17 protein-coding genes are annotated in these 19037 nt (G+C 46.5%); 3 read left to right on the forward strand and 14 right to left on the reverse strand.

All coding sequences use genetic code 11. The features are described 5' to 3' along the window. Nucleotides 1–27: 27 nt before the first annotated feature. Complete coding sequence (locus F0231_RS01320) at nt 28–813, reverse strand: SDR family NAD(P)-dependent oxidoreductase (RefSeq protein WP_171757908.1); 786 nt, start codon at nt 811–813, stop codon at nt 28–30. 317 nt (nt 814–1130) lie between these two features. Between F0231_RS01320 and F0231_RS01325 the strand changes: the two genes are divergently transcribed. Beyond that, nucleotides 1131–2003, forward strand: a complete 873-nt coding sequence (locus tag F0231_RS01325; RefSeq protein WP_171757909.1) for a radical SAM protein — start codon at nt 1131–1133, stop codon at nt 2001–2003. 26 nt (nt 2004–2029) lie between these two features. On the opposite strand, the gene F0231_RS01330 is transcribed toward F0231_RS01325, so the two are convergent. Continuing rightward, nucleotides 2030–2923, reverse strand: coding sequence for a LysR family transcriptional regulator (locus F0231_RS01330; RefSeq protein ID WP_171757910.1), 894 nt, complete (start codon nt 2921–2923; stop codon nt 2030–2032). 179 nt (nt 2924–3102) lie between these two features. On the opposite strand from F0231_RS01330, the gene F0231_RS01335 reads away from it, so the two are divergent. Then, nucleotides 3103–3339 carry a YdcH family protein gene (locus F0231_RS01335; RefSeq protein ID WP_171757911.1) on the forward strand — a complete coding sequence of 79 codons (237 nt, stop codon included), beginning with the start codon at nt 3103–3105 and terminating at the stop codon, nt 3337–3339. 55 nt (nt 3340–3394) lie between these two features. On the opposite strand, the gene F0231_RS01340 is transcribed toward F0231_RS01335, so the two are convergent. Then, entirely contained in the window at nt 3395–3895 is a 501-nt protein-coding gene (locus F0231_RS01340) for a hypothetical protein (protein ID WP_171757912.1), read from the reverse strand. Nucleotides 3896–4121: 226 nt separating this feature from the next. On the opposite strand from F0231_RS01340, the gene F0231_RS01345 reads away from it, so the two are divergent. Next, on the forward strand, nt 4122–6587 hold the full coding sequence (locus tag F0231_RS01345; RefSeq protein ID WP_171757913.1) for a collagenase: 2466 nt from the start codon (nt 4122–4124) through the stop codon (nt 6585–6587). A 105-nt stretch (nt 6588–6692) separates the two neighbouring features. Here F0231_RS01345 and F0231_RS01350 read toward each other — a convergent pair whose 3' ends face one another. From F0231_RS01350 to ribA, 11 genes are all read right to left on the reverse strand, one after another. Continuing rightward, nucleotides 6693–6992 carry a hypothetical protein gene (locus F0231_RS01350; protein ID WP_171757914.1) on the reverse strand — a complete coding sequence of 100 codons (300 nt, stop codon included), beginning with the start codon at nt 6990–6992 and terminating at the stop codon, nt 6693–6695. A gap of 163 nt (nt 6993–7155) precedes the next feature. Then, nucleotides 7156–8943, reverse strand: a complete 1788-nt coding sequence (locus F0231_RS01355) for an aminopeptidase P family protein (protein WP_171757915.1) — start codon at nt 8941–8943, stop codon at nt 7156–7158. Next, nucleotides 8940–9938 carry an ABC transporter ATP-binding protein gene (locus F0231_RS01360; protein WP_171757916.1) on the reverse strand — a complete coding sequence of 333 codons (999 nt, stop codon included), beginning with the start codon at nt 9936–9938 and terminating at the stop codon, nt 8940–8942. The genes F0231_RS01355 and F0231_RS01360 overlap by 4 nt, the downstream gene beginning before the upstream one ends. An 8-nt stretch (nt 9939–9946) precedes the next feature. After that, complete coding sequence (locus tag F0231_RS01365) at nt 9947–10936, reverse strand: ABC transporter ATP-binding protein (RefSeq protein WP_171757917.1); 990 nt, start codon at nt 10934–10936, stop codon at nt 9947–9949. A 9-nt stretch (nt 10937–10945) separates the two neighbouring features. After that, nucleotides 10946–11875 (reverse strand): ABC transporter permease subunit, encoded by a 930-nt coding sequence (locus F0231_RS01370; RefSeq protein ID WP_171757918.1) that lies wholly within the window; start codon nt 11873–11875, stop codon nt 10946–10948. 10 nt (nt 11876–11885) lie between these two features. Beyond that, nucleotides 11886–12806, reverse strand: coding sequence for an oligopeptide ABC transporter permease OppB (gene oppB / locus F0231_RS01375; protein ID WP_171757919.1), 921 nt, complete (start codon nt 12804–12806; stop codon nt 11886–11888). Between the two features lie 70 nt (nt 12807–12876). Beyond that, complete coding sequence (locus F0231_RS01380; protein ID WP_171757920.1) at nt 12877–14487, reverse strand: peptide ABC transporter substrate-binding protein; 1611 nt, start codon at nt 14485–14487, stop codon at nt 12877–12879. Between the two features lie 397 nt (nt 14488–14884). Beyond that, nucleotides 14885–16072 (reverse strand): alpha/beta hydrolase, encoded by a 1188-nt coding sequence (locus tag F0231_RS01385; RefSeq protein WP_171757921.1) that lies wholly within the window; start codon nt 16070–16072, stop codon nt 14885–14887. A 217-nt stretch (nt 16073–16289) separates the two neighbouring features. Further along, nucleotides 16290–17054 (reverse strand): transcriptional regulator, encoded by a 765-nt coding sequence (locus tag F0231_RS01390; protein WP_171757922.1) that lies wholly within the window; start codon nt 17052–17054, stop codon nt 16290–16292. An 18-nt stretch (nt 17055–17072) separates the two neighbouring features. Then, entirely contained in the window at nt 17073–17738 is a 666-nt protein-coding gene (locus tag F0231_RS01395) for a GntR family transcriptional regulator (RefSeq protein ID WP_171757923.1), read from the reverse strand. Between the two features lie 190 nt (nt 17739–17928). Beyond that, entirely contained in the window at nt 17929–18993 is a 1065-nt protein-coding gene (ribA, locus tag F0231_RS01400; RefSeq protein WP_171757924.1) for a GTP cyclohydrolase II, read from the reverse strand. Nucleotides 18994–19037: the final 44 nt, after the last annotated feature.

Genomic DNA, 19037 nt, shown 5'->3' on the forward strand with positions numbered 1-19037 from the left:
TTTTTATGTTCAAAGTCTGTTAGCGAGTTAGATTAATGCATCCATCGCTTCGATCACTTGGTTAACCTTAGCCTGGTTTAGCGCATCTGGATGTGGGTCAGCAAACATTTCCATATCATTGTCAAAGTAAAGACCTGCGGCTTGATTGAATTCGTCTGATAGGCTTGCTCGCACTAAAATGTCTGCACCTAAACTTAAGTCGTTCCCTGCCACACCATAAGCCTCTTTTACCATTTTGCTGCCTAAGAACGACTTAGGATTCACCGAGACAATGACTTGACCTCGTGCTTTATTCTCAAGTCCTAAGTGTCTTGACCACATAGTAAGCGCTAACTTGCTTTGTGCGTAAGCTTCACCATCGCCTAATGCTTTTTTCCCGTTTAACGCATCAAGATTAACACTCGCTTGCGCTGCGGAAGAGAGGTTCACAACTCGGCCAGAAGCGGGGATCATCGGTAGCAATGCTTTGGTCAATTTGTAAGGTGCTAGGGTGTTCACGACAAAACGAACATCGTAGCCATCTTTTGTAGTCGATTGATTAGTTGCGAATACACCTGCGTTGTTAATCAGCACATCAATGCTTGAAAAGTCGCGCTTTAACGCCTCAACCAAAGTATCGACCTCGGCTAGGTCAGATAAGTCAGCAACGTAGCTAGACACTTTACCTAGTACAGAAAGCTTCTCTTCGACGTCTTTAAGTTTTGCTGGATTGCGACCGTGGACTAATACGTGGTGACCTTGCTCAACCAGCACTTTTGCTGTTTCAAAACCGATACCATCTGTAGCGCCTGTGATCAAAATAACTTTTTGCATTGTGTTGTCCTCTTCGTTGCTGATGGCTCTAGTATGGCGCAATGCACCTTGTTTAGCATTAACTTAAAACACCAATCATTATGGAACAATAAATCCATAATATGACGACTAGTTACCTCTATTAAGGCGAGATGTTGAAATAGTCCACCATAACGATGATTGACGATTATATAGATTACGTTGATACAGATTATTTCAATCACTCAATTATCAAAAAAATATTAAGCGATACACTGCCGGAATCAGATTGAGCGCGGCTCATAACCCGAACACATCGCGAGAGCCTATTCGGGATTCATATAAACGAGGTCAACACTATGAACTACGAGGGTAAAGTTTATCGTCCATGGATTGAGGCGAACAGTATTCTAATTCAAGTCACTTTGGGTTGTAGTATCAATACCTGTACTTTTTGCAGCATGTTTGATGACAAACGTTTCAAGGTTCGTCCAATTGAAGATGTATTCAAGGATATCGATCAAGCGCGTCGTTACTACCCTTACGTTGAGTCGATCTTTTTGATTGATGGTAACGTTATGGCGGCAAGAACAGACTATCTGCTTAAAGTGTTTGATAAGCTTCGTAGCACTTTTCCTGAGAGCAAGAAGATCTCTTTATATAGTGGCTTAAATGATTTTCGTCGCAAGACCACCACTGAACTTAAAGAGCTGGTGGATGCAGGATTATCTATGGCTTACTGCGGTCTTGAATCGGGTGACCCAGTGGTGCTTGAGAAGATCAAAAAGCGCATGACGGCAGAACAAGCGCTCGAAGGTATGGCAATGGCCAAAGAAGCGGGGATAGAGATTTTACTCTCGTTTATCTTCGGTCTAGGTGGGCGCGATCGTTCAAAAGAACATATTGAAGCCACGACGGCCTTGCTGAATAAGCTCAATCCAGAGCAAATTGCGCCAATGGCATTAGCGGTACAGCCGGGAACAGAGTTGGAAAAAGAAGTACAACGAGGCGAATTTATTATGCCAACTGAGCTGCAAGTGCTCCAAGAAGAGAAGCACTTGCTTGAAAACCTCAATATCGACACTTTTTATTGGGGTGATCACGGCAATAATTTGATTCAACACAAAGGCTTTTTGCTCGACTCAAGACAGTTCTTTTTGAACAACGTTAATCAAGCGATCCAGCAAAACCCAATGGCCGCTGACAACGTTATTCAAACTTTCTCTTGGTAAATTGATGCGCCCGGCGAGCCCGGGCGTTACTGATCCCAATATGTCGGGCTTCCAAAATAATCGGCAAAGTAGTCGATGAACGCACGTACTTTGGGCGCAATGAGTCGAGAGCTTGGATAGACGGCCCAAATTGCTGTATCGGAATGGAGTGGAAACTCACTTAATACAGGAATAAGCTCACCACGCTGAATGTGTTTGTAAGCGCACCATGTTGAGCTAATCGTTAACCCTAAACCACTGACACAGGCGTCTCTGATTGCTTCACCATTGTCTACTTTCACGCGGCATTTTGTCTTGATGTTAACGACACCGCTTGGGGTATCAAACGCCCAGTGATCAATCCCGGAAAGATTAATGATGTGATGCTCGGCGAGATCTTGTGGTGTTTTAGGTTCACCGTGCTTGGCTAAGTATTCGGGCGATGCACAAATGATACGGTTATCAGGTGCCAACTTACGAGCAACCAATCCAGAATCTTTTAACTCTGCGTTGCGGATTGCGACATCGAAGCCGCCTTCGACCATATCGACGATGGTATCCGATAAGCGGCAGTCTACATTGAGGTCGGGGTAGAGCTCTAAAAATCCTGTTAGAGCGGGAATAAGGTGCATTCGGCCAAACGACGCTGGGGCGGTGATACGTAATGTGCCAGATGGAGAAGAACTCCCCACGCCAACGGCTGATCTCGCAGCTTCAATACTGGCCAACACTTCTTCCGCATGGGGTAAAAATGCCAGCCCTTCTTCAGTTAATGAGACTTTACGAGTCGTGCGATGAATCAATCGAACACCAAGAGCAGATTCAAGCTTATTGATATGAGAACTCGACACAGCAGGAGATAGACCAAGTTCTTGGCCTGCTTGGCTGATGTTGTGCGTAGCCGCAATACGGACGAAAAGGCGAAGGTGCTCGATATTCATAAGGATTCTCAATAAATTGAAGAAAGTCATTCTTTCATTCGGATTATTATCAACGTAAATATCGTGTTCTACAATAAGACTTTCTAGCGAATCAAATGTGAGGAAGTGCGCGTGTGCACAAAAAAGCACCACTTTTCTTGCTATGGTTATAGTTCACTCACGAATAAAAAGGTATGGCTATGCTCGGTGAAGACCACTCTCTGATTAAAGAATTTCCTGAACACAAAGAAGCGATCATCTCACTGGTTGAAACGGATGAAGCTTTTGCAAGTATGATGAAGACTTATAACGCATTGGACAAAGAGATCCGTACCTTAGAGCTGAGAGACTCACCGATCAGCGATGATGACATGCATCAGATGAAGCATGATCGATCAGAGTTGAAAGACGTGCTGTACGCTCGACTTAAAGCATAGAACTCGCTTCTCGTTACACCCAAAGAGCCCCGTATCTCGGGGCTTTTTATTACGACTAAAACCCGCCAGCCCATTGGTCAAATTCGTCAATATTATCAAGTTCGGCTTGGGTTCGTGGCGCAGGGTAATAGGGCAGGGCAAGTAACTTTTCTGATGGAAGTAGCTCCCACTCAGGGCTCATCTTCATACGTGTGATTTTTTCATCGTTGCCACAAACGAACATGTAGTAGCCATCGGCATGAGTATTGGCATAGCTGGCGATTCGAACTTTGTCTCCATTGGGTAGGCGAACTTTACGGCCTAATGGGTAAAGCTGGTGGAGGGCAAAGCTAACGTGAGCATCATTCATATAGCCTTGCTTGAAACGGTGCAGCCCGATAGCCGTTGATGTGGTTCTGTGTGTCCAACCTGCCAATAGCAAGCCACTGAGCGAATCTTTAAACACCTTCCCTTTGGGTTCGCCTTGGTTTGAGATGAACTGAACCTCTAATACATCCCCATGTTCTGACTTGATCTCCAGAAACTGCTCGCCAGTGCGGTCCGCCATTAACTTCATAGATAACTCCTTACTTATGTGCGTATTCTATTCCATAAATTGCGCATTGCCTTGGCTTAAATCAAAAAGGGTCTTAGTTATCGAATCCTGCCGTCTTACAAAATGATACTCAGAAAATGAATGTTAATAAAATGTTTCAGTAGTGCATTTTGACCGTCTAGATTGAGATGACACACAACCCAGTGTGTCACGAGAATCCCGTGAAATAGACTAAAGAAGAGTTAAGATGGAACTTAAAAAATTAACAGTCGCAGTGGCAGGCGCAATCGTCGCAATGAACGTTAGCGCGGCGAGTCAGCCTAGACCTCAAGTGGTTGATAGAATTTCCTCTCACGAGCACCACCATGGTGTTGAACAGAAAAAACACGAATACTCGCCCACACAAATATTGGCGCACCAACCTGAGCCTAGTCTGCAGATGTTTTCCATGGCAGCAGAGGAAGCCGAGGTTCCGTGTGACGTTGAAGCCTTTTCGACATCAAGCAGTACCAGTTTGATCAACGCGATCACCGGGCAAGGCAGTGATTGTGTTAATGAACTGTTTTCAGCTGAAAGCCGTATTCAAGAAGCTGCGTTTGAATCGGGCAACATGTACAACGTTGCTAAGCATACGGCCTCTTTAGCGAGAGCGTATCAAGGTGGAGGAAGTGATGATTTAGAAGCGTTATTCCTCTTTTTAAGGGCTGGATACTACGCTGAATTCTTTAACGATCGAGTCAGCTTTATCTCTTGGGTACAGCCGGCGGTACGAGAAGCCATTGATGCCTTCGTGAGAAATGAGGCGTTCTATGAAAATAGCGATTCACACGGCAAGGTACTTGGTGAAGTCATTATCGCGATGGATAGTGCGGGACTTCAACACGAATACCTTGATGTTGTTACTCAGTGGCTCACTCGCTGGAACGCTGACTACGCGCAGCAATGGTACATGAGGAACGCGGTCAACGGCGTGTTTACGATTCTATTCGGTGGCCAATGGAATGATGAATTTGTGGCGAAAATTGGTGGTCAATCGGACTTAGTGGAGGCATTAGGTCGTTTTGCATCAAATCAAAGTGTCATTGGACGAGGCGATGAGTTCATGGCCTCGAACGCAGGGCGTGAGTTGGGTCGTTTACTGCAATACAAGAACACAGACATTGAACCGATTGCGAAACGTCAAGTGCGCAGTGTATTCGACCAATACGAGATGTACGGTTTTGGTGATAGTGTTTGGCTGGCGACTGCTGACACCGCATCCTATTATGTCGATTGCTCAGAGTTCGGTATTTGTAACTTTGACCAACAACTTAAAAGCATGGTGCTCTCTCAAACTTATACTTGCAGCCCTACCATTCGTATTTTGTCGCAAAACATGACAGAAGCTCAGCATCAAGCTGCTTGTAAGAAGATGGGCTACGAAGAGGGCTACTTCCATACCCGTTTAGAGACAGGTAACCAACCCGTTGCCGATGATTTCAATACGCAGCTGCAAGTGAATATCTTCGATACCAGTGATGATTACGGCAAGTACGGCGGTCCGATTTTCGATATTGATACCAATAACGGTGGCATGTATCTAGAAGGAGACCCTTCCACTTTGGGTAATATTCCTAACTTCATTGCGTATGAAGCGCCTTATGCAAACGCTGATCATTTTGTTTGGAACCTAGAACATGAGTATGTTCACTATCTTGATGGCCGATTTGATATGTACGGTGGTTTCTCTCATCCGACAGAAAAGGTTGTATGGTGGAGCGAAGGTGTCGCTGAGTACGTGGCGAATGAGAACGACAATCCGCGCGCTCTTGAAACGATTTTAGATGGCTCTACTTACACGCTCGCAGATATTTTCGAAACGACTTACGATGGTTTTGATGTTGATAGAATCTACCGCTGGGGCTATTTGGCCGTAAGGTTTATGTTTGAGCGTCATATGGACGATGTTAACCAAATGCTGGTGGAAACAAGAGGCGGAAACTGGTCTGCGTACAAAGCGATCATCTCTCAATGGGCGGTGCAATATCAAAGTGAATTTGAACAGTGGCAACAAGAATTAGTCAATGGGCAAACCCCAAATCCAGAATTACCGACTGCGATAATCCAAACAGTAAGCGAGGCACAAACTAATGAAACCATTTCCTTCAGCAGTGATGAGAGCAGTGACCCCGACGGCCAAATCACCCAATACTTGTGGGAGTTCGGTGATGGCACGACCAGCACCACGCCCAATCCGACGCACAAATTCAGCCAGGCCGGGAGTTACGCGGTTCGCCTAACAGTAACCGATAACGACGGCAACTCCGACTCGGTAAGCACGCTGATCCTAATCACCGACTCGTCGGAAAATGGTGGTCTACCAAATGATTGTATTGTTAAAGCGAAGATAAGTGGCGGCCGCCTAGAGGCATCAACACCGGCGTGTCTCGCGAATCAATCCACGGTTTGGCTCAGTATTGAAGGGGTTAATCAGCATCCGTCAATGGCAATCACTGCGGGAAATGGTTCAGGTGAGTTGAAGCTTGAATACAGCAACTTTGATTGGCCGAATGAGCAAGGTTCGAATCTACATGGCTGGTCTGATAACCCAGGAACCCAAGAGTGCATCACATTAGGGGGACAAGCTAACTATTGGGGCTACCTCAAAGTGTCGGGCAGCTTCGAAAACGTTGCAATAGCGGTCGATTTTGATGCGCCAACGTGCCGTAACTAACACAATCAGGATAGATAACTTAAAGAGTCCGTAAGTAAAAGCCAGGGTGATTTACAATGTAAACTACCCTGGCTTTCTTATGTCTAGAACTGGAAATGTTTAGAGTTAAAGAGCAGCGAAACGGTTTAATCCCTCTAAAGCAAAATAACTTAGCAGCATTCCGCTAGTGGCCACAAGGATACACCCTTCAACGGCAACCTTGGTCGTAACATGGAAGATCAAGACAAACGCAACGAGTGCTAAGACCCAGCCGACCACGGGAATTAAGGTCAGCAGTGAAGCCACAATGGTGATGACCGTTAGAGCGGGAAAATGAATGTGATCAAGAATGAGTTTAGATACGAAATAGGCACTGCAAGCCATGACGAAAACTTGTAAGGCGAACTGGTAAGTATCAACATCCATACTTTAAGATCCTTCATAATAACGATAGGCCTAGCGTGTGGGTCGTTGACGTTGTTTTTCTTTTTAGTTTAGAAGAGCAGAAGATATTTGCAGGAAACAAAAAAGCCGGTGCTAAGACCGGCAAAACTTAAGTTGTAAATCACAACAAAAGGAGATGAGGAGATTAAATCGCTTGCGTCGCCGTTTTTAGCCACTCAACTTCGTCTTCTGACAGGTAGCCAGAGAGGTGCTCAAAACAGCGTTGGTGGTAGTCGTTTAGCCACTCGATTTCATTCTGTTCAAGCAGTTCTTTATTGATCATCGATGTGGCAATGGGCGCAAGGGTGATGGTTTCGAAGCCATAAAAGGTGCCAAACTCGCTTTCTTCTCGTTCGATGACTTTCATTATGTTTTCGATTCGAACGCCGTGAATGCCCTCACGATAGACGCCTGGCTCATTAGTGATCACCATGCCTGGCAGTAATTCACGCTCTGCTGGGTTTTGTGAGAAATTTTGCGGTCCTTCATGAACGTTTAAACAAATCCCGACGCCATGACCGGTGCCGCACTTGTAATCAATGCCATGCTGCCACAGTACACCACGGGCCATAATATCAAGATTAGCGCCAGTCGAGCCTTTCATAAACTGAGTTTGGGTTAATCTAATTACTGCTTTCAAAACCAATGTGTAGTCACGCTTTTCCGCTTCTGAAGGGGTACCAAAATGGAAAGTACGAGTAATATCTGTTGTTCCGCCGGGGTACTGACCTCCTGAATCGACAAGGAAAAAGTGTGACTCTCCTACAGGGTGGTTGCTTTGCTCGTTAGCCGCGTAGTGCATCTTAGCACCATGTTCAGCATAGCCTGCGATAGTGCGGAAGCTATCTCCTATATAGCCTTCGATCTGTTGTCGATAACTCATCAGTGTCGCTTCCGCATTGAGCTCAGTGACGTTACCACTTGGCACTTGTTCGTCTAGCCACTTCATGAACTTAACGACTGCTGCGCCATCTTGGCGGAGTGTCTCTTCTAGGCTGGCAAGCTCTGATGGATTCTTTTGCGCTTTCATCAAGGTCACAGGACAAGGTTTATCGATCAGTTCAATATCAGCCTTAACTTGGTGAGTCAGTAGGCTAGCGCTGTTTTTAGCGGTATAGATGAGCTTTGCACCTTGATTGATAAGGTTTAACGCTGTATTAAGGTGCGAATAGTCATGGATGTGAACCGCTTCAGAGTCCAGTTGAGCGCGAACTTGTGCATTGAGTTTTCGTTCATCGACGAAGAAGCGACAGTTTTGATGATCAATCAGAAGGTAGCCTTCTGAGATTGGGCAGTAATCAGTATCTCCTCCGCGGACATTGAGCGTCCACATAACATCATCAAGCGTGCTGATTAGAATAGCATCGGCGGCTTGTTCTTCGAGATACTGTCTGATCTGCTGTACTTTCTCAATTGCCGTAACGCCAGCGACTTCAATTGGGTGATTAAACAGGGGAGCGGTTGGGCGCGCCGGTCTATCCAGCCAAATCGGGGAGATTAAGTCTTTCTCAAGCACAACTTGAATCTGTTTGCTCGCAAAGGCCGATTGAAGTTCTAGGAAAAATTGTTGGCTAATACTGCGGCCATCAATGCCGACTCGACTTTGTTCTGGCAACGTAGAAGCAAGCCACTGAGCGATGCTTGGTGTCTCTGGCAGTCGCGCTTTAAAAAGGTCTAACCCTGTGCCGGTAAGCTGCTCCTCTGCTTGAATGTAATAACGTCCGTCCGTCCACAATCCGCCACCTTGCGCCGTGACGACCACATCGCCTGCCGAACCGGTAAAGCCTGATATCCACTGTCGAGCGAGCCAATAGTCGGCTGAATATTCACTGGCATGGGGATCATTGTTGGTCACGATGTACGCATCAAGTTGGTGGTCGTTCATACCTTGTCTCAGTGCTGCGAGACGTTGTGGAATTGTATCTAAGGTCATCTTTGTTGGCTTCCTAGCAGTGTATGTGTGCAAAAAATATGGTGGTCATGCTGACCACTTCTTGTTGGATTTTGTTCTCCGCAAAGCTGTGTTGCGCTAGGGCACCGAGTCCTAAACACGCAACCACTTGGTGGATTGAGCGGAGAGGGAAGATCCCCCGGTAACAATTGAATGTTTCTATTACGCGCCAAAGTCGGGTGGGCAATGGGTACCGCAGAGAGTAAAGCTTTCGTGTACGGGTGCTGAGCGTCATCGAAGACTCTGTCGTAGCGACCCACTTCCATCGGTTTGCCAAGGTACATCACCATGACACGGTCGCTAATATGACGAACGACACTGAGATCGTGAGCAATCATCACCAAGGTTAAGCCCATTTCCTGTTTAAGATCATCAAGAAGGTTGATCACCTGAGCTTGGATAGAGACATCAAGAGCACTAACAGGCTCATCACACACCACCAAGTCGGGCTTTAAAATGAGTGCGCGGGCGATACCAACACGCTGACATTGCCCACCAGAAAACTCATGGGGGTAGCGGTTACGTTGGCTAGCCAAAAGCCCGACTTTGTCCATCATGGCGATAACACGGGCTTCGATTTCTTTGCGCGTTAGGTGTGGTTCATGAGTGAGTAAGGGCTCTGCGATACATTCCGCAATAGTCAGGCGAGGGTTTAAGCACGCCGAAGGATCTTGAAACACCATCTGAAATTCGCGTCTGCGTGTGGCTAATTGATGCTTTCCAAAACCACGCATGTCTTCGCCTTTCCAAGTTAGCTCGCCACCGGTAGGCTCAATCAAACGTAATAACCCACGAGCAAGTGTTGATTTCCCGCAGCCAGACTCGCCCACTATGCCGAGAGTTTCGCCGCGATAGACATCGAGATCGATACCATCAACGGCTTTAACGACCTTTCTTTTACTTGGCATGATGTGTTTATTCAGGGCGAAATGCACTTTTAGGTCGCGCGCTGAAAGCAGTATTTCTGGTTTACTCATTCGAACTCCTAGGCTGAACGCGCAATGTTGGTGATAGACGCTGGCGCATTAACATGGCAAGCAAGCCCTTGTCGCCCTGAAAGCGCCCGAAATGGTGGTACAGTGGCGCTGCACTCTGGCCGATAAGCACTGCAACGCTCTTTAAACGGGCAGCCCTTGTTATGGATTAATGCACTTGGAGGGTTACCAGGAATGGTCGGCAATCGGTGCATGTCCTCGGTAATAGAAGGAATCGCTTTAAGCAACCCTTGCGTGTATGGGTGTGACGGTGAATCAAAAATTGAATCGGTGTCGGCCTCTTCCATCTTGCGGCCGCCATACATTACTAAAACACGTTCACACATCTCCGCGACAACACCCATATCGTGGGTAATCAATAAAATGGCTGTATTGAATTCGCTTTGCAGTTCACGAAGCAAGGTTAAGATCTGCGCTTGAACCGTTACGTCTAGCGCTGTGGTTGGTTCATCTGCAATTAAAAGTTCGGGTTTACACAATAGTGCCATAGCAATCATGACGCGCTGGCGCATACCGCCTGACATTTCATGTGGATACTGCGCCATACGAGTGGCCGCCGATGGAATACGTACAGCATCTAACATCGCAATTGTTTCACGATGTGCTTCGCTCTTTGACATTCCTTTATGAATCATTAGCACTTCAGCCAATTGTTTACCCACTTTCATGAATGGATTGAGTGACGTCATTGGATCTTGGAAGATCATGCCAATCTTCTCGGCGCGAATATGATTGAGTTGTTTCTTTGTCATAGTCAGTAAGTTTTCACCATGGAAATTCGCTTCACCACTGACGGCCCCGTTGTCTGCGGTGAGGCCCATTAAAGCAAATACCGATTGGCTTTTTCCTGAACCTGATTCGCCAACGATACCAAGAGTTTCACCTTGGTTGACGGAGTAAGAGAGGTCGCTAACCGCTTGCACTAAGCCATCGGGCGTTTGAAAGCGCACATTCATGTTGTTGATAGATAAAATACTCATCACTGCTCCTTAGCGATCTTTTGGATCAAGCGCATCACGCAAGCCGTCACCGATGAAGTTGAAACAAAACAGCGTTGCAACAAGAAAAATCGACGGAAAAACCAACTGCCAGAGGGCGACGTCAATGGTTTTTGCTCCTTCTGCGATCAAAATACCCCAGCTAGTATCCGGTGGTTGAACGCCCAATCCTAAAAAGCTCAAGAAGGACTCAAACATGATGAACCCAGGTACCATGAGTGAGGAATAGACCATGACGATGCCGAGTACGTTGGGTAATACATGGCGGCGGACAATGGTTAAACGTGAGACGCCAATTGAGTGTGCGGCTTCAATGAATTCACGCTTTTTGATACTGAAGGTGACACCACGAACCACACGCGCAATGCCTAGCCAAGAGACCATGCCAATCACAACGAAGATTAAGTAGATGTTGTTGCCAAAAAGCGTAACGAACAGAATCACAAGGAACATGAATGGCACGGAGTCGAGTACTTCGATGATTCGCATCATGGTGCTATCAACTAAGCCACCCAAGTAGCCAGAGAGTGCGCCCCAAGCCGTACCAATAACAACCGCGACGAGTGCGCCCATAAATCCCACCATGATCGAGAGTCTGCCTCCTTGCATAGTACGGGCAAAGATATCTTGGCCTAAATCGTCAGTGCCAAAGTAGTGCCCTGAGGCGATGGACGGTTTACCTAACTCATAAGGATCCGCCACCACATTCCAGTCGATTTCATCGTGGCCAAATGCAGCTAAATGGGGGCCAAAAACAATGCACAGTACAATGAACATCAAGACATAAACGGACGTCATTGCCGCTCGATTACGACGAAAGCGTGCCCAAGCATCTTGCCATAAGCTTCGCCCTTCTACGGCTTCGATATTGGAGCTCATTTGGTCAGCCAGCTCCTTGGCATCAATTTGTTTGGTTAACATTCGTTACCTCCTAAACACGAATGCGCGGGTCGATGACGGTATAGAGAATATCGACCACCAAGTTAAAGAAGATTGTTAGGGCTGCGACGATAAGGGTAATGCCCATAACGAGCCCGTAATCTCGGTTAAGTGCGCCCGAAACAAAGTGCTGACCCATGCCGCCAGTGCTAAAGAAGATGTCGATAATCACCGATCCCGTCACCACGGCAACAAAGCTTGGGCCAAGCATGGCGATAATCGGGATGAGCGATGGTCTTAGAGCGTGATGAAACAGGATGTAGCTGGTGGATAATCCTTTGGCTTTCGCTGTGCGAATATATGGCTGATTGAGCGTTTCGATCATTGCACCGCGCATGACACGAGCGATACTTGCCACTGACCCAATAGCAAGGCTAAGTACGGGCAATATGAGAAATGCTGTTTGTCCGCCTTCCCATCCGCCTGCTGGTAGCCAGCCAAGGTGAATCGAGAAAATAGTGACAAGAACAGGGGCAAGAACGAAAGCAGGGATAACAACTCCGGTCATCGAAAGTGACATTAAAAAGTAGTCGAGCTTTCCGTTGCGATTGAGCGCGGCAACCGTGCCGAGCACCATTCCTAGTGGCACTGAAATACAGAAAGAGATCACGCCTAAAACGGCAGAGACAGGCCATGATTGAGAAACCAATTCAGTGACGCTGAAGTCCTGATACACGAAGCTCGGGCCTAAGTCACCTTGGACAAAGTTCCCAATATAAATAAAGAACTGAACAATAAAGGGGTCGTTGAGATGGAACTTGGCTTCGATATTGGCACGTACCACCTCCGGCATTGGTCGCTCCATATCAAAAGGGCCGCCGGGCGCAATGTGCATCAGCCAGAACGAGACCAATGCGATAAACAGCAAGGTCGGCACAGCGATAAGCAAGCGACGAAGAATATACAACAGCATGATGTTTCCTTTCCTTAGAAAAAAGCTCGCTCCCTAGTGGATATCGCTAGGAGCGAGCAAACCGTCCCAATTAGTGGGCTTTTACGTAAACATTCTTGCGATAGTAGGAAGATTCAGGATTGGTGCGCTCGTAACCGCCAACATGCGCTTTAATTAGGTATTGGTCGTTACCATTGCGGTACATCGGGATGATGGCCATGTCTTCGATAAGCAATTTCTCAGCGGCGATATACTCAGCAGAAGGATCGCTTAAGCTTTTCGACTCAGACATTAAGCGGTCGTACTCGGGGTTATTGTAGTTTGAGTCGTTGTACTCGCCTGTAGAGACAAAAATATCAAGCCAAGTGGATGCTTCATTGTAGTCCGCTGTCCAGCCACCACGGCTGATGTTGCCCGGATCTTTTAGTGCGTAGAACACTTTAGGTTCCAGTTGTTTGATTTCAATCTGAGCACCTAGAACGCTCTTCCACATCCCGGCCATTGCGGTGGCCATTTTCACATCTTTAGAGAATGTCGGTACTGTGAAAGTCAGCTTGAGAGGGTTACTTGCGCCGTAACCAGCGTCTTTCAGCAGTGCTTTTGCTTTGGTGTTGCGGTCAGCTTGATTCCAAGTTGCGAACTCAGGTGTGTGGGTCTTAAAGCCATCCGTTTGAGGTGGAACGAGGGTAAACATCGGGATACCACCATTTTTTGCAATCGCCTTAGTAATGATATTGCGGTCGATGGCGTATGAGAGCGCCTGACGCACGCGCAAGTCTTTCGTTGGCCCTTTTTCAGTATTGAGGTAGTAGAACGTCGAACCTAATGACGCGCTCGTGTCAGCAACTTGCTCAGGGTATTGTTTTAACAGTTTGTTTTTTTGCGCAGCAGGGATAGACAGTGCTTGGTCTATTTCACCCGCGAGATAGCGATTCAGAGCAACGTTGGCATCACCAATGGGTAACCAAGTGATCTTCTCCAGCACGACATTGTCGGCATCCCAGTAATTCTCATTTTTCTCCATCACCATTTTTTCATTCACTTTCCAATTAGAAACCGTGAAAGCGCCATTGGTGACGATATTCTCAGGCTGAGTCCAAGCATTGCCATGTTTTTCGATTGTCGGTTTATGAACAGGTGCAAGAACTGGGTGGCTCAAGAGTTTGATGAAAAAAGGGACCGGTTTTTCAAGCGTCACTTCAAACGTGTAATCATCAATGGCTCGAACACCTAAAGTGTCTGCGTTGGCTTTGCCTTTCATAATGCTCGCTGAGTTTTTGATCCCAGGGATGGCGGCAAACCAAGCATAAGGAGAGGCGGTTTGCGGGTCTATCAAACGTTGCCAACTGTAGACAAAGTCGTGTGCAGTCAGAGGATCGCCATTGGACCACTGGGACTGACGAAGATTGAAGGTGTACACGGTGTTGTTGTCATTGGCTTGCCAGCTTTGTGCAATGCCGGGGATTGTCTTACCTTGTTTGTCTTGGACTGTTAACCCTTCGAACAGATCTCGGCCAAGGTTAAAGGCAGGTTCAGCGGCTTGTTTAGCTGGGTCAATGGATGTGACTTCGGCACCGTTGTTCAGCACGATCTCTTGCTTCTCTGCAAGTGGAGTGCCTGCTGGATAGGGCTTGGCGATGGTATTGCCAGCCATAAACGCGGCGGCAATTGCACTCAATGCAATCAGTTTTTTTGCTCTCATAGCTTCCTCGTTATTTCCTTATCGGAGTGGTTCCCCAAGGTGAAATGGAAGGGGGAGCTAACGCTATGAACGGCTATACGCTAACAGTCATCTCACGTAGGGGATGAGATGAATGTATATTGTATAAAATGGTCAAACAAACAGTATTTAACATGTTTGTAACAAGGTGGCAGATATAGAGACGGGTGGTCTTAGTTTTTGAGACTGAATAAAATCTAACCAATAATTATTGAGAAACCGCTGTTTGATCACAGCGTTTTATAAAGGTATTGAATGTGGGTGAAATTTAACCGCAAAAGGTCAACAGACCCTAATGACAGTAGCGGATATATATCTTGCTTGTCAAAATAGTAAAAGGCCAGCAATGGGATTGCTGGCCTGGTTATTCTGCCTTTCTTTACATGTACTTATTAAAGAAACCTGTGATAGCTTGCTCTGCTGCTTCCCCATCTGGACAGTGGCCCGAGTTGCCAAAGTAAGCCACTTCACCATGAGTTGATAGTCCGGCTGTATATTCCATCTCTTGAGGTGGGTTCACCATGTCATCTTTTGTGTTGATCGCAAGGATTGGCACCTCTGTAACGTTCTCTTTATAGCCGCGTGTTTTAAGCGCTAGTGGGACCGTCCACTTGCCATAAGAGCCTAAATCGCTCACGTCTTCAACACCTACGCGGTAACCATAAGACATCACAGACATGAGTGGTGCATCATAGAAAACACTAGTGTCGGTCAGGACGTCAGTTACAACCGCACAACGTGCTACGGCAGCTTTCAGCTCTGGCGTATTTATGGTAAACATCATCAGTGGAACGCCTCCGCCAGAAGAACTTAATGCCCCAACGTTGCTACTATCAAGGCGTTGGTCAGACTTAACGTAAGCTAAAGCAGCTTGGTGAGCTTGGTCTTCTTTTCCTAGTTCTATGTGGATTTGATTGTTTAACCCGCCACCAGGGATATCAAACGTGAGGACAGCATAGCCATCTTTCAATAAGCTATCGATAGAATCACGGTGTTCAGTCAGTACTTTATCGACTCCACCAGTGTAGAGAATAACAGATGGCTTATTGGCCTCTTTTGGCAAGTGTAACAGGCCAGTAATTGTGCCGCCTGCTGGTAACGGCATCTCTACGCGCTCGACGTTAATTGTCTTACTGAATGCTTCAGCCTTAACATATGTCTCGACAGAGCGCTCAATTGCATTGTGCTCTTGAGGAGTTAAGTGATTCGGGTATGACGCGATCAGGTACATCATTGAGGCTTTACGAAATGACTCGTAATCAGTTGCGGATGCTGCCAAAGCGTCAGCGGCTTTAGTAAATTCGTATGTCCAGCTGCCCAGCTCATCGTTGTTGATAAAGTCTCGTAGCTCACCGCCAGAGTTAATGCGTTCAAGCACTGAGCGAATTTCTTCTTTTGGTACGACTTTTTCCCAATCTTCCATACGTAGTTCACGGAACCATTGCGATTGGTCCGCTTCTAGCGCTTGTTCACCGCGGAACTTAGAGTGTGCATCCATGTTGCTTGTTGTACAGCCAACAGCCGTTAAACCGAGTAAGATACTAAGGGCGATTGTTTTCTTGTTCATAGTTAACTCGTATATGTTTATTGGTTTAATTTTCCGAGTAACTATATCGAGTGAAATGTAGAAAATTTGCGTATAGGTGACGCTAAAATTAATATTTAGTTCACGATTTATGACTCGAACATAGATTTGAGCCATAAGAAAGTAAGCGAGTTTGGCGGGTTGAATAACTGAAGCATTAAAAGCCGCTGCTCGATGACAGCGGCTTTTAAAAATGAAATTATCGGTTTCTGAAGCGCGCAGACACTGTTTTTAGAAGCTCACCATCAATTTCTGGTAACCCATCAGAGAAGAAGATCTGTTGTCCGGGCACGTTCCGAAACAGTACATTGGTCAGTTCGCCTGTACCATTCGCGCAGTTGGCGGCGTGCATTTCACCAATCTTTTGATCAACCTCCTGTTCGAGCTGCAATCTCTGTTCAGGAGTGAGTCTGACTCTCGCATGGCACACTTGCGAGAGGGTTGGATCATCCATCGAAACCTGTTCGAAGCGTCGTTTAAACAGTGTGTCCAGCGCGGTGCCTTCTTCCATGATAAAACGACGCCCAGAACGGTAATAGACTTTATCACCCAGATTTTCTATGTAGCCAAGAACCTCTGAGATACGAAGATAGAAACGCACACTGGTATCGGAGAGTTGGTATTTTTGAGCGATCTCTTCTGGTGTGTGATCACAAGAGGTCACTAGATAGATAAAGTCGAGTAGATAAGGGTGTTCAACAAACAGCGCGTTTTGTTCATCCGATAAAAACTGCTCATTATCACGTTGAATCTGAATCGCGATTTCAGACAGCTCTTTGAGATCCGTATTGAGCTGCTGGCTATAGAGCATGATCTTATCCAGTCCCAAAGACGGATTGTGTAAATGACGCTTAATGGTCGATAAGGGAATCCCTGTTTTGTCAGAGAGGGCGCTATAGCAAAGCCCCTCATCTTTGATTTTGTGACGAATCGCTGCAAGCAAAAACTCAGGTCCAATGTGCATTGTTATTACTCAACGTTGTTAGTTTTGGCGCTCCAGAAGCAGATCTCGGATGGCAGCCCCTGCTTCAAGGATGTGCTTTTTCAACATGTACTTCGCACCGTCAATATCGCGGTTTTGACACATTTCGAGCAGTGCTTGGTGTTCTTTATCGGCTTTCACTGTCCCTTCAGTGAACAGCAATTGCATTCGAATGTAGCGGTCACACTTCGTATTAAGGTTATAGATGACGTCCATGGTTTCTGGCATGTCGGCAGGAGCGTACAGTGCTTTGTGAAGCTCGTAGTTGTAGTTACTCCACTCTTCGACTTCATCGCCACGGCTGACGACATCATCAAATCGCTCACGGATCGCGTTTGCTTTGGCGAGGTCTTCATCCGTCATTTTCTGAATGGCGCGTTCTAGGATATGGCACTCGACCACGGCACGTAGCTCAAACAGTTCGTCGATTTTGTCAGGCGACAGTTCAGTTACTGTGGCGCCTTTATGGGCCTCGAAGCTCACCAACCCTTGAGCTTCAAGCTGCATTAGTGCTTCGCGGACAGGAATTCGGCTTACATTAAACTCTTTTGCCAGCGCGTCTTGGCGCAGTGGCTGACCAGTCTTTAACTCCCCTTTAAGGATTTTAGCGCGAATGGCTTCTTCCACTAGTTGGGTGCGAGTTTTAAAAACAGGTTGTTGTGACATCCCAGTCTCCGGTGTGGCTTTTTGATTATTTTATCCAATATACCATTTGAGTCATGCAATGCGACTATCAAAGAGCGAAAACGATGGTTTTTGAGTGATGGGTCAAGAGTTAACGTGAGTAAGCTGATCTCGCGCGACGGGGAAAGGCGCAATGGAGGTCAACAGACGGTGATTCCATTGCGCCGACGTGTCATTGCTTGATGAATTGGTTATCAAACATGTGGCCTAACTTTGCAGCTTTGGTTTTTAAATAGAATTGGTTATTGGTGTTTAACCCTTCTTGCAGCGCAACACGCTCTTTAATATCAATGTTTGCTTGCTCAAGCGCTTTGACTTTACGAGGGTTGTTGGTCATTAAACGAACGGTGTCGATACCTAAGTAAGAAAGCATCCCTCTGCAAAAGCGATAATCCCTCATGTCAGCTTGGAATCCTAGCCGTTCATTCGCCTCTACCGTATCGGCACCATCATCTTGCAAATGGTAGGCTCGTATCTTGTTCAACAAGCCGATACCACGCCCTTCTTGGCGCAAGTAGAGTAGGACACCCGCTCCCTCATTGATGATGTTTTGCAGCGCTCGATCAAGCTGGAAACCACAATCACAACGTGTGCTAAAGAGGGCATCACCTGTTAAGCACTCTGAGTGAAGGCGGATTAACGGTGCTTTGGACGAAGCGATGTCGCCGTAAACCAGAGCCAGGTGCTCTTTCCCTGTTTCTTGCTCAATAAAGCCATACATTTCAAATGTGCCCCATTTCGTGGGCAGTTTAGCCTTATCAACAAATTGCACAAGATTATAAGGTTCACACTCTTGGAGCTTTTCTCGGAGCGTCATTAAAATATTGCCAAGGTGGTTGAGGCCTTTACCGTCATCACCATCACCATCACCCCAGAACGCATCTTTGTGTGAGTGCTCGGTAATGCTCGCATCGCCTGTATCAATCAACTGGAAAGCAAGCGACGGGTTTTGTTTGAATTTTTCTTCAACGATAAATCTCATCACGTCAATTTGGACATTGGCCCAATCCGTTCGAACGTGGTTTTGGTATTTACGACTGAGAGAGAAGGCGAGTTCAGGTGACTCACATTGTTGTATTGCTTGATAGACCTCTGGCTGGTGGATGAATTTTTGTGCTTGGTAATAGTGCTCACTGGTGGCCCACGACTGATGCTCAATAAGGATTGGAGAAGGGTAAAAGTTAGAGAGAAACCCGTAGGCGTCATCAGGTTCGTAAAACTGAATATTGCTTTTCATTGTGTGCTCCTGACATTGCAAAATCGTAATTTATAAGAGTCTGG

Source organism: Vibrio sp. RE86, assembly GCF_013114545.1.
Classification (GTDB): Bacteria; Pseudomonadota; Gammaproteobacteria; order Enterobacterales; family Vibrionaceae; genus Vibrio.

Bases quoted from the DNA above. Each gene is read 5' to 3' on its own strand.
- F0231_RS01320 (WP_171757908.1), bottom strand. From the start codon at position 813: ATGCAAAAAGTTATTTTGATCACAGGCGCTACAGATGGTATCGGTTTT.
- F0231_RS01325 (WP_171757909.1), top strand. From the start codon at position 1,131: ATGAACTACGAGGGTAAAGTTTATCGTCCATGGATTGAGGCGAACAGT.
- F0231_RS01330 (WP_171757910.1), bottom strand. From the start codon at position 2,923: ATGAATATCGAGCACCTTCGCCTTTTCGTCCGTATTGCGGCTACGCAC.
- F0231_RS01335 (WP_171757911.1), top strand. From the start codon at position 3,103: ATGCTCGGTGAAGACCACTCTCTGATTAAAGAATTTCCTGAACACAAA.
- F0231_RS01340 (WP_171757912.1), bottom strand. From the start codon at position 3,895: ATGAAGTTAATGGCGGACCGCACTGGCGAGCAGTTTCTGGAGATCAAG.
- F0231_RS01345 (WP_171757913.1), top strand. From the start codon at position 4,122: ATGGAACTTAAAAAATTAACAGTCGCAGTGGCAGGCGCAATCGTCGCA.
- F0231_RS01350 (WP_171757914.1), bottom strand. From the start codon at position 6,992: ATGGATGTTGATACTTACCAGTTCGCCTTACAAGTTTTCGTCATGGCT.
- F0231_RS01355 (WP_171757915.1), bottom strand. From the start codon at position 8,943: ATGACCTTAGATACAATTCCACAACGTCTCGCAGCACTGAGACAAGGT.
- F0231_RS01360 (WP_171757916.1), bottom strand. From the start codon at position 9,938: ATGAGTAAACCAGAAATACTGCTTTCAGCGCGCGACCTAAAAGTGCAT.
- F0231_RS01365 (WP_171757917.1), bottom strand. From the start codon at position 10,936: ATGAGTATTTTATCTATCAACAACATGAATGTGCGCTTTCAAACGCCC.
- F0231_RS01370 (WP_171757918.1), bottom strand. From the start codon at position 11,875: ATGTTAACCAAACAAATTGATGCCAAGGAGCTGGCTGACCAAATGAGC.
- oppB (WP_171757919.1), bottom strand. From the start codon at position 12,806: ATGCTGTTGTATATTCTTCGTCGCTTGCTTATCGCTGTGCCGACCTTG.
- F0231_RS01380 (WP_171757920.1), bottom strand. From the start codon at position 14,487: ATGAGAGCAAAAAAACTGATTGCATTGAGTGCAATTGCCGCCGCGTTT.
- F0231_RS01385 (WP_171757921.1), bottom strand. From the start codon at position 16,072: ATGAACAAGAAAACAATCGCCCTTAGTATCTTACTCGGTTTAACGGCT.
- F0231_RS01390 (WP_171757922.1), bottom strand. From the start codon at position 17,054: ATGCACATTGGACCTGAGTTTTTGCTTGCAGCGATTCGTCACAAAATC.
- F0231_RS01395 (WP_171757923.1), bottom strand. From the start codon at position 17,738: ATGTCACAACAACCTGTTTTTAAAACTCGCACCCAACTAGTGGAAGAA.
- ribA (WP_171757924.1), bottom strand. From the start codon at position 18,993: ATGAAAAGCAATATTCAGTTTTACGAACCTGATGACGCCTACGGGTTT.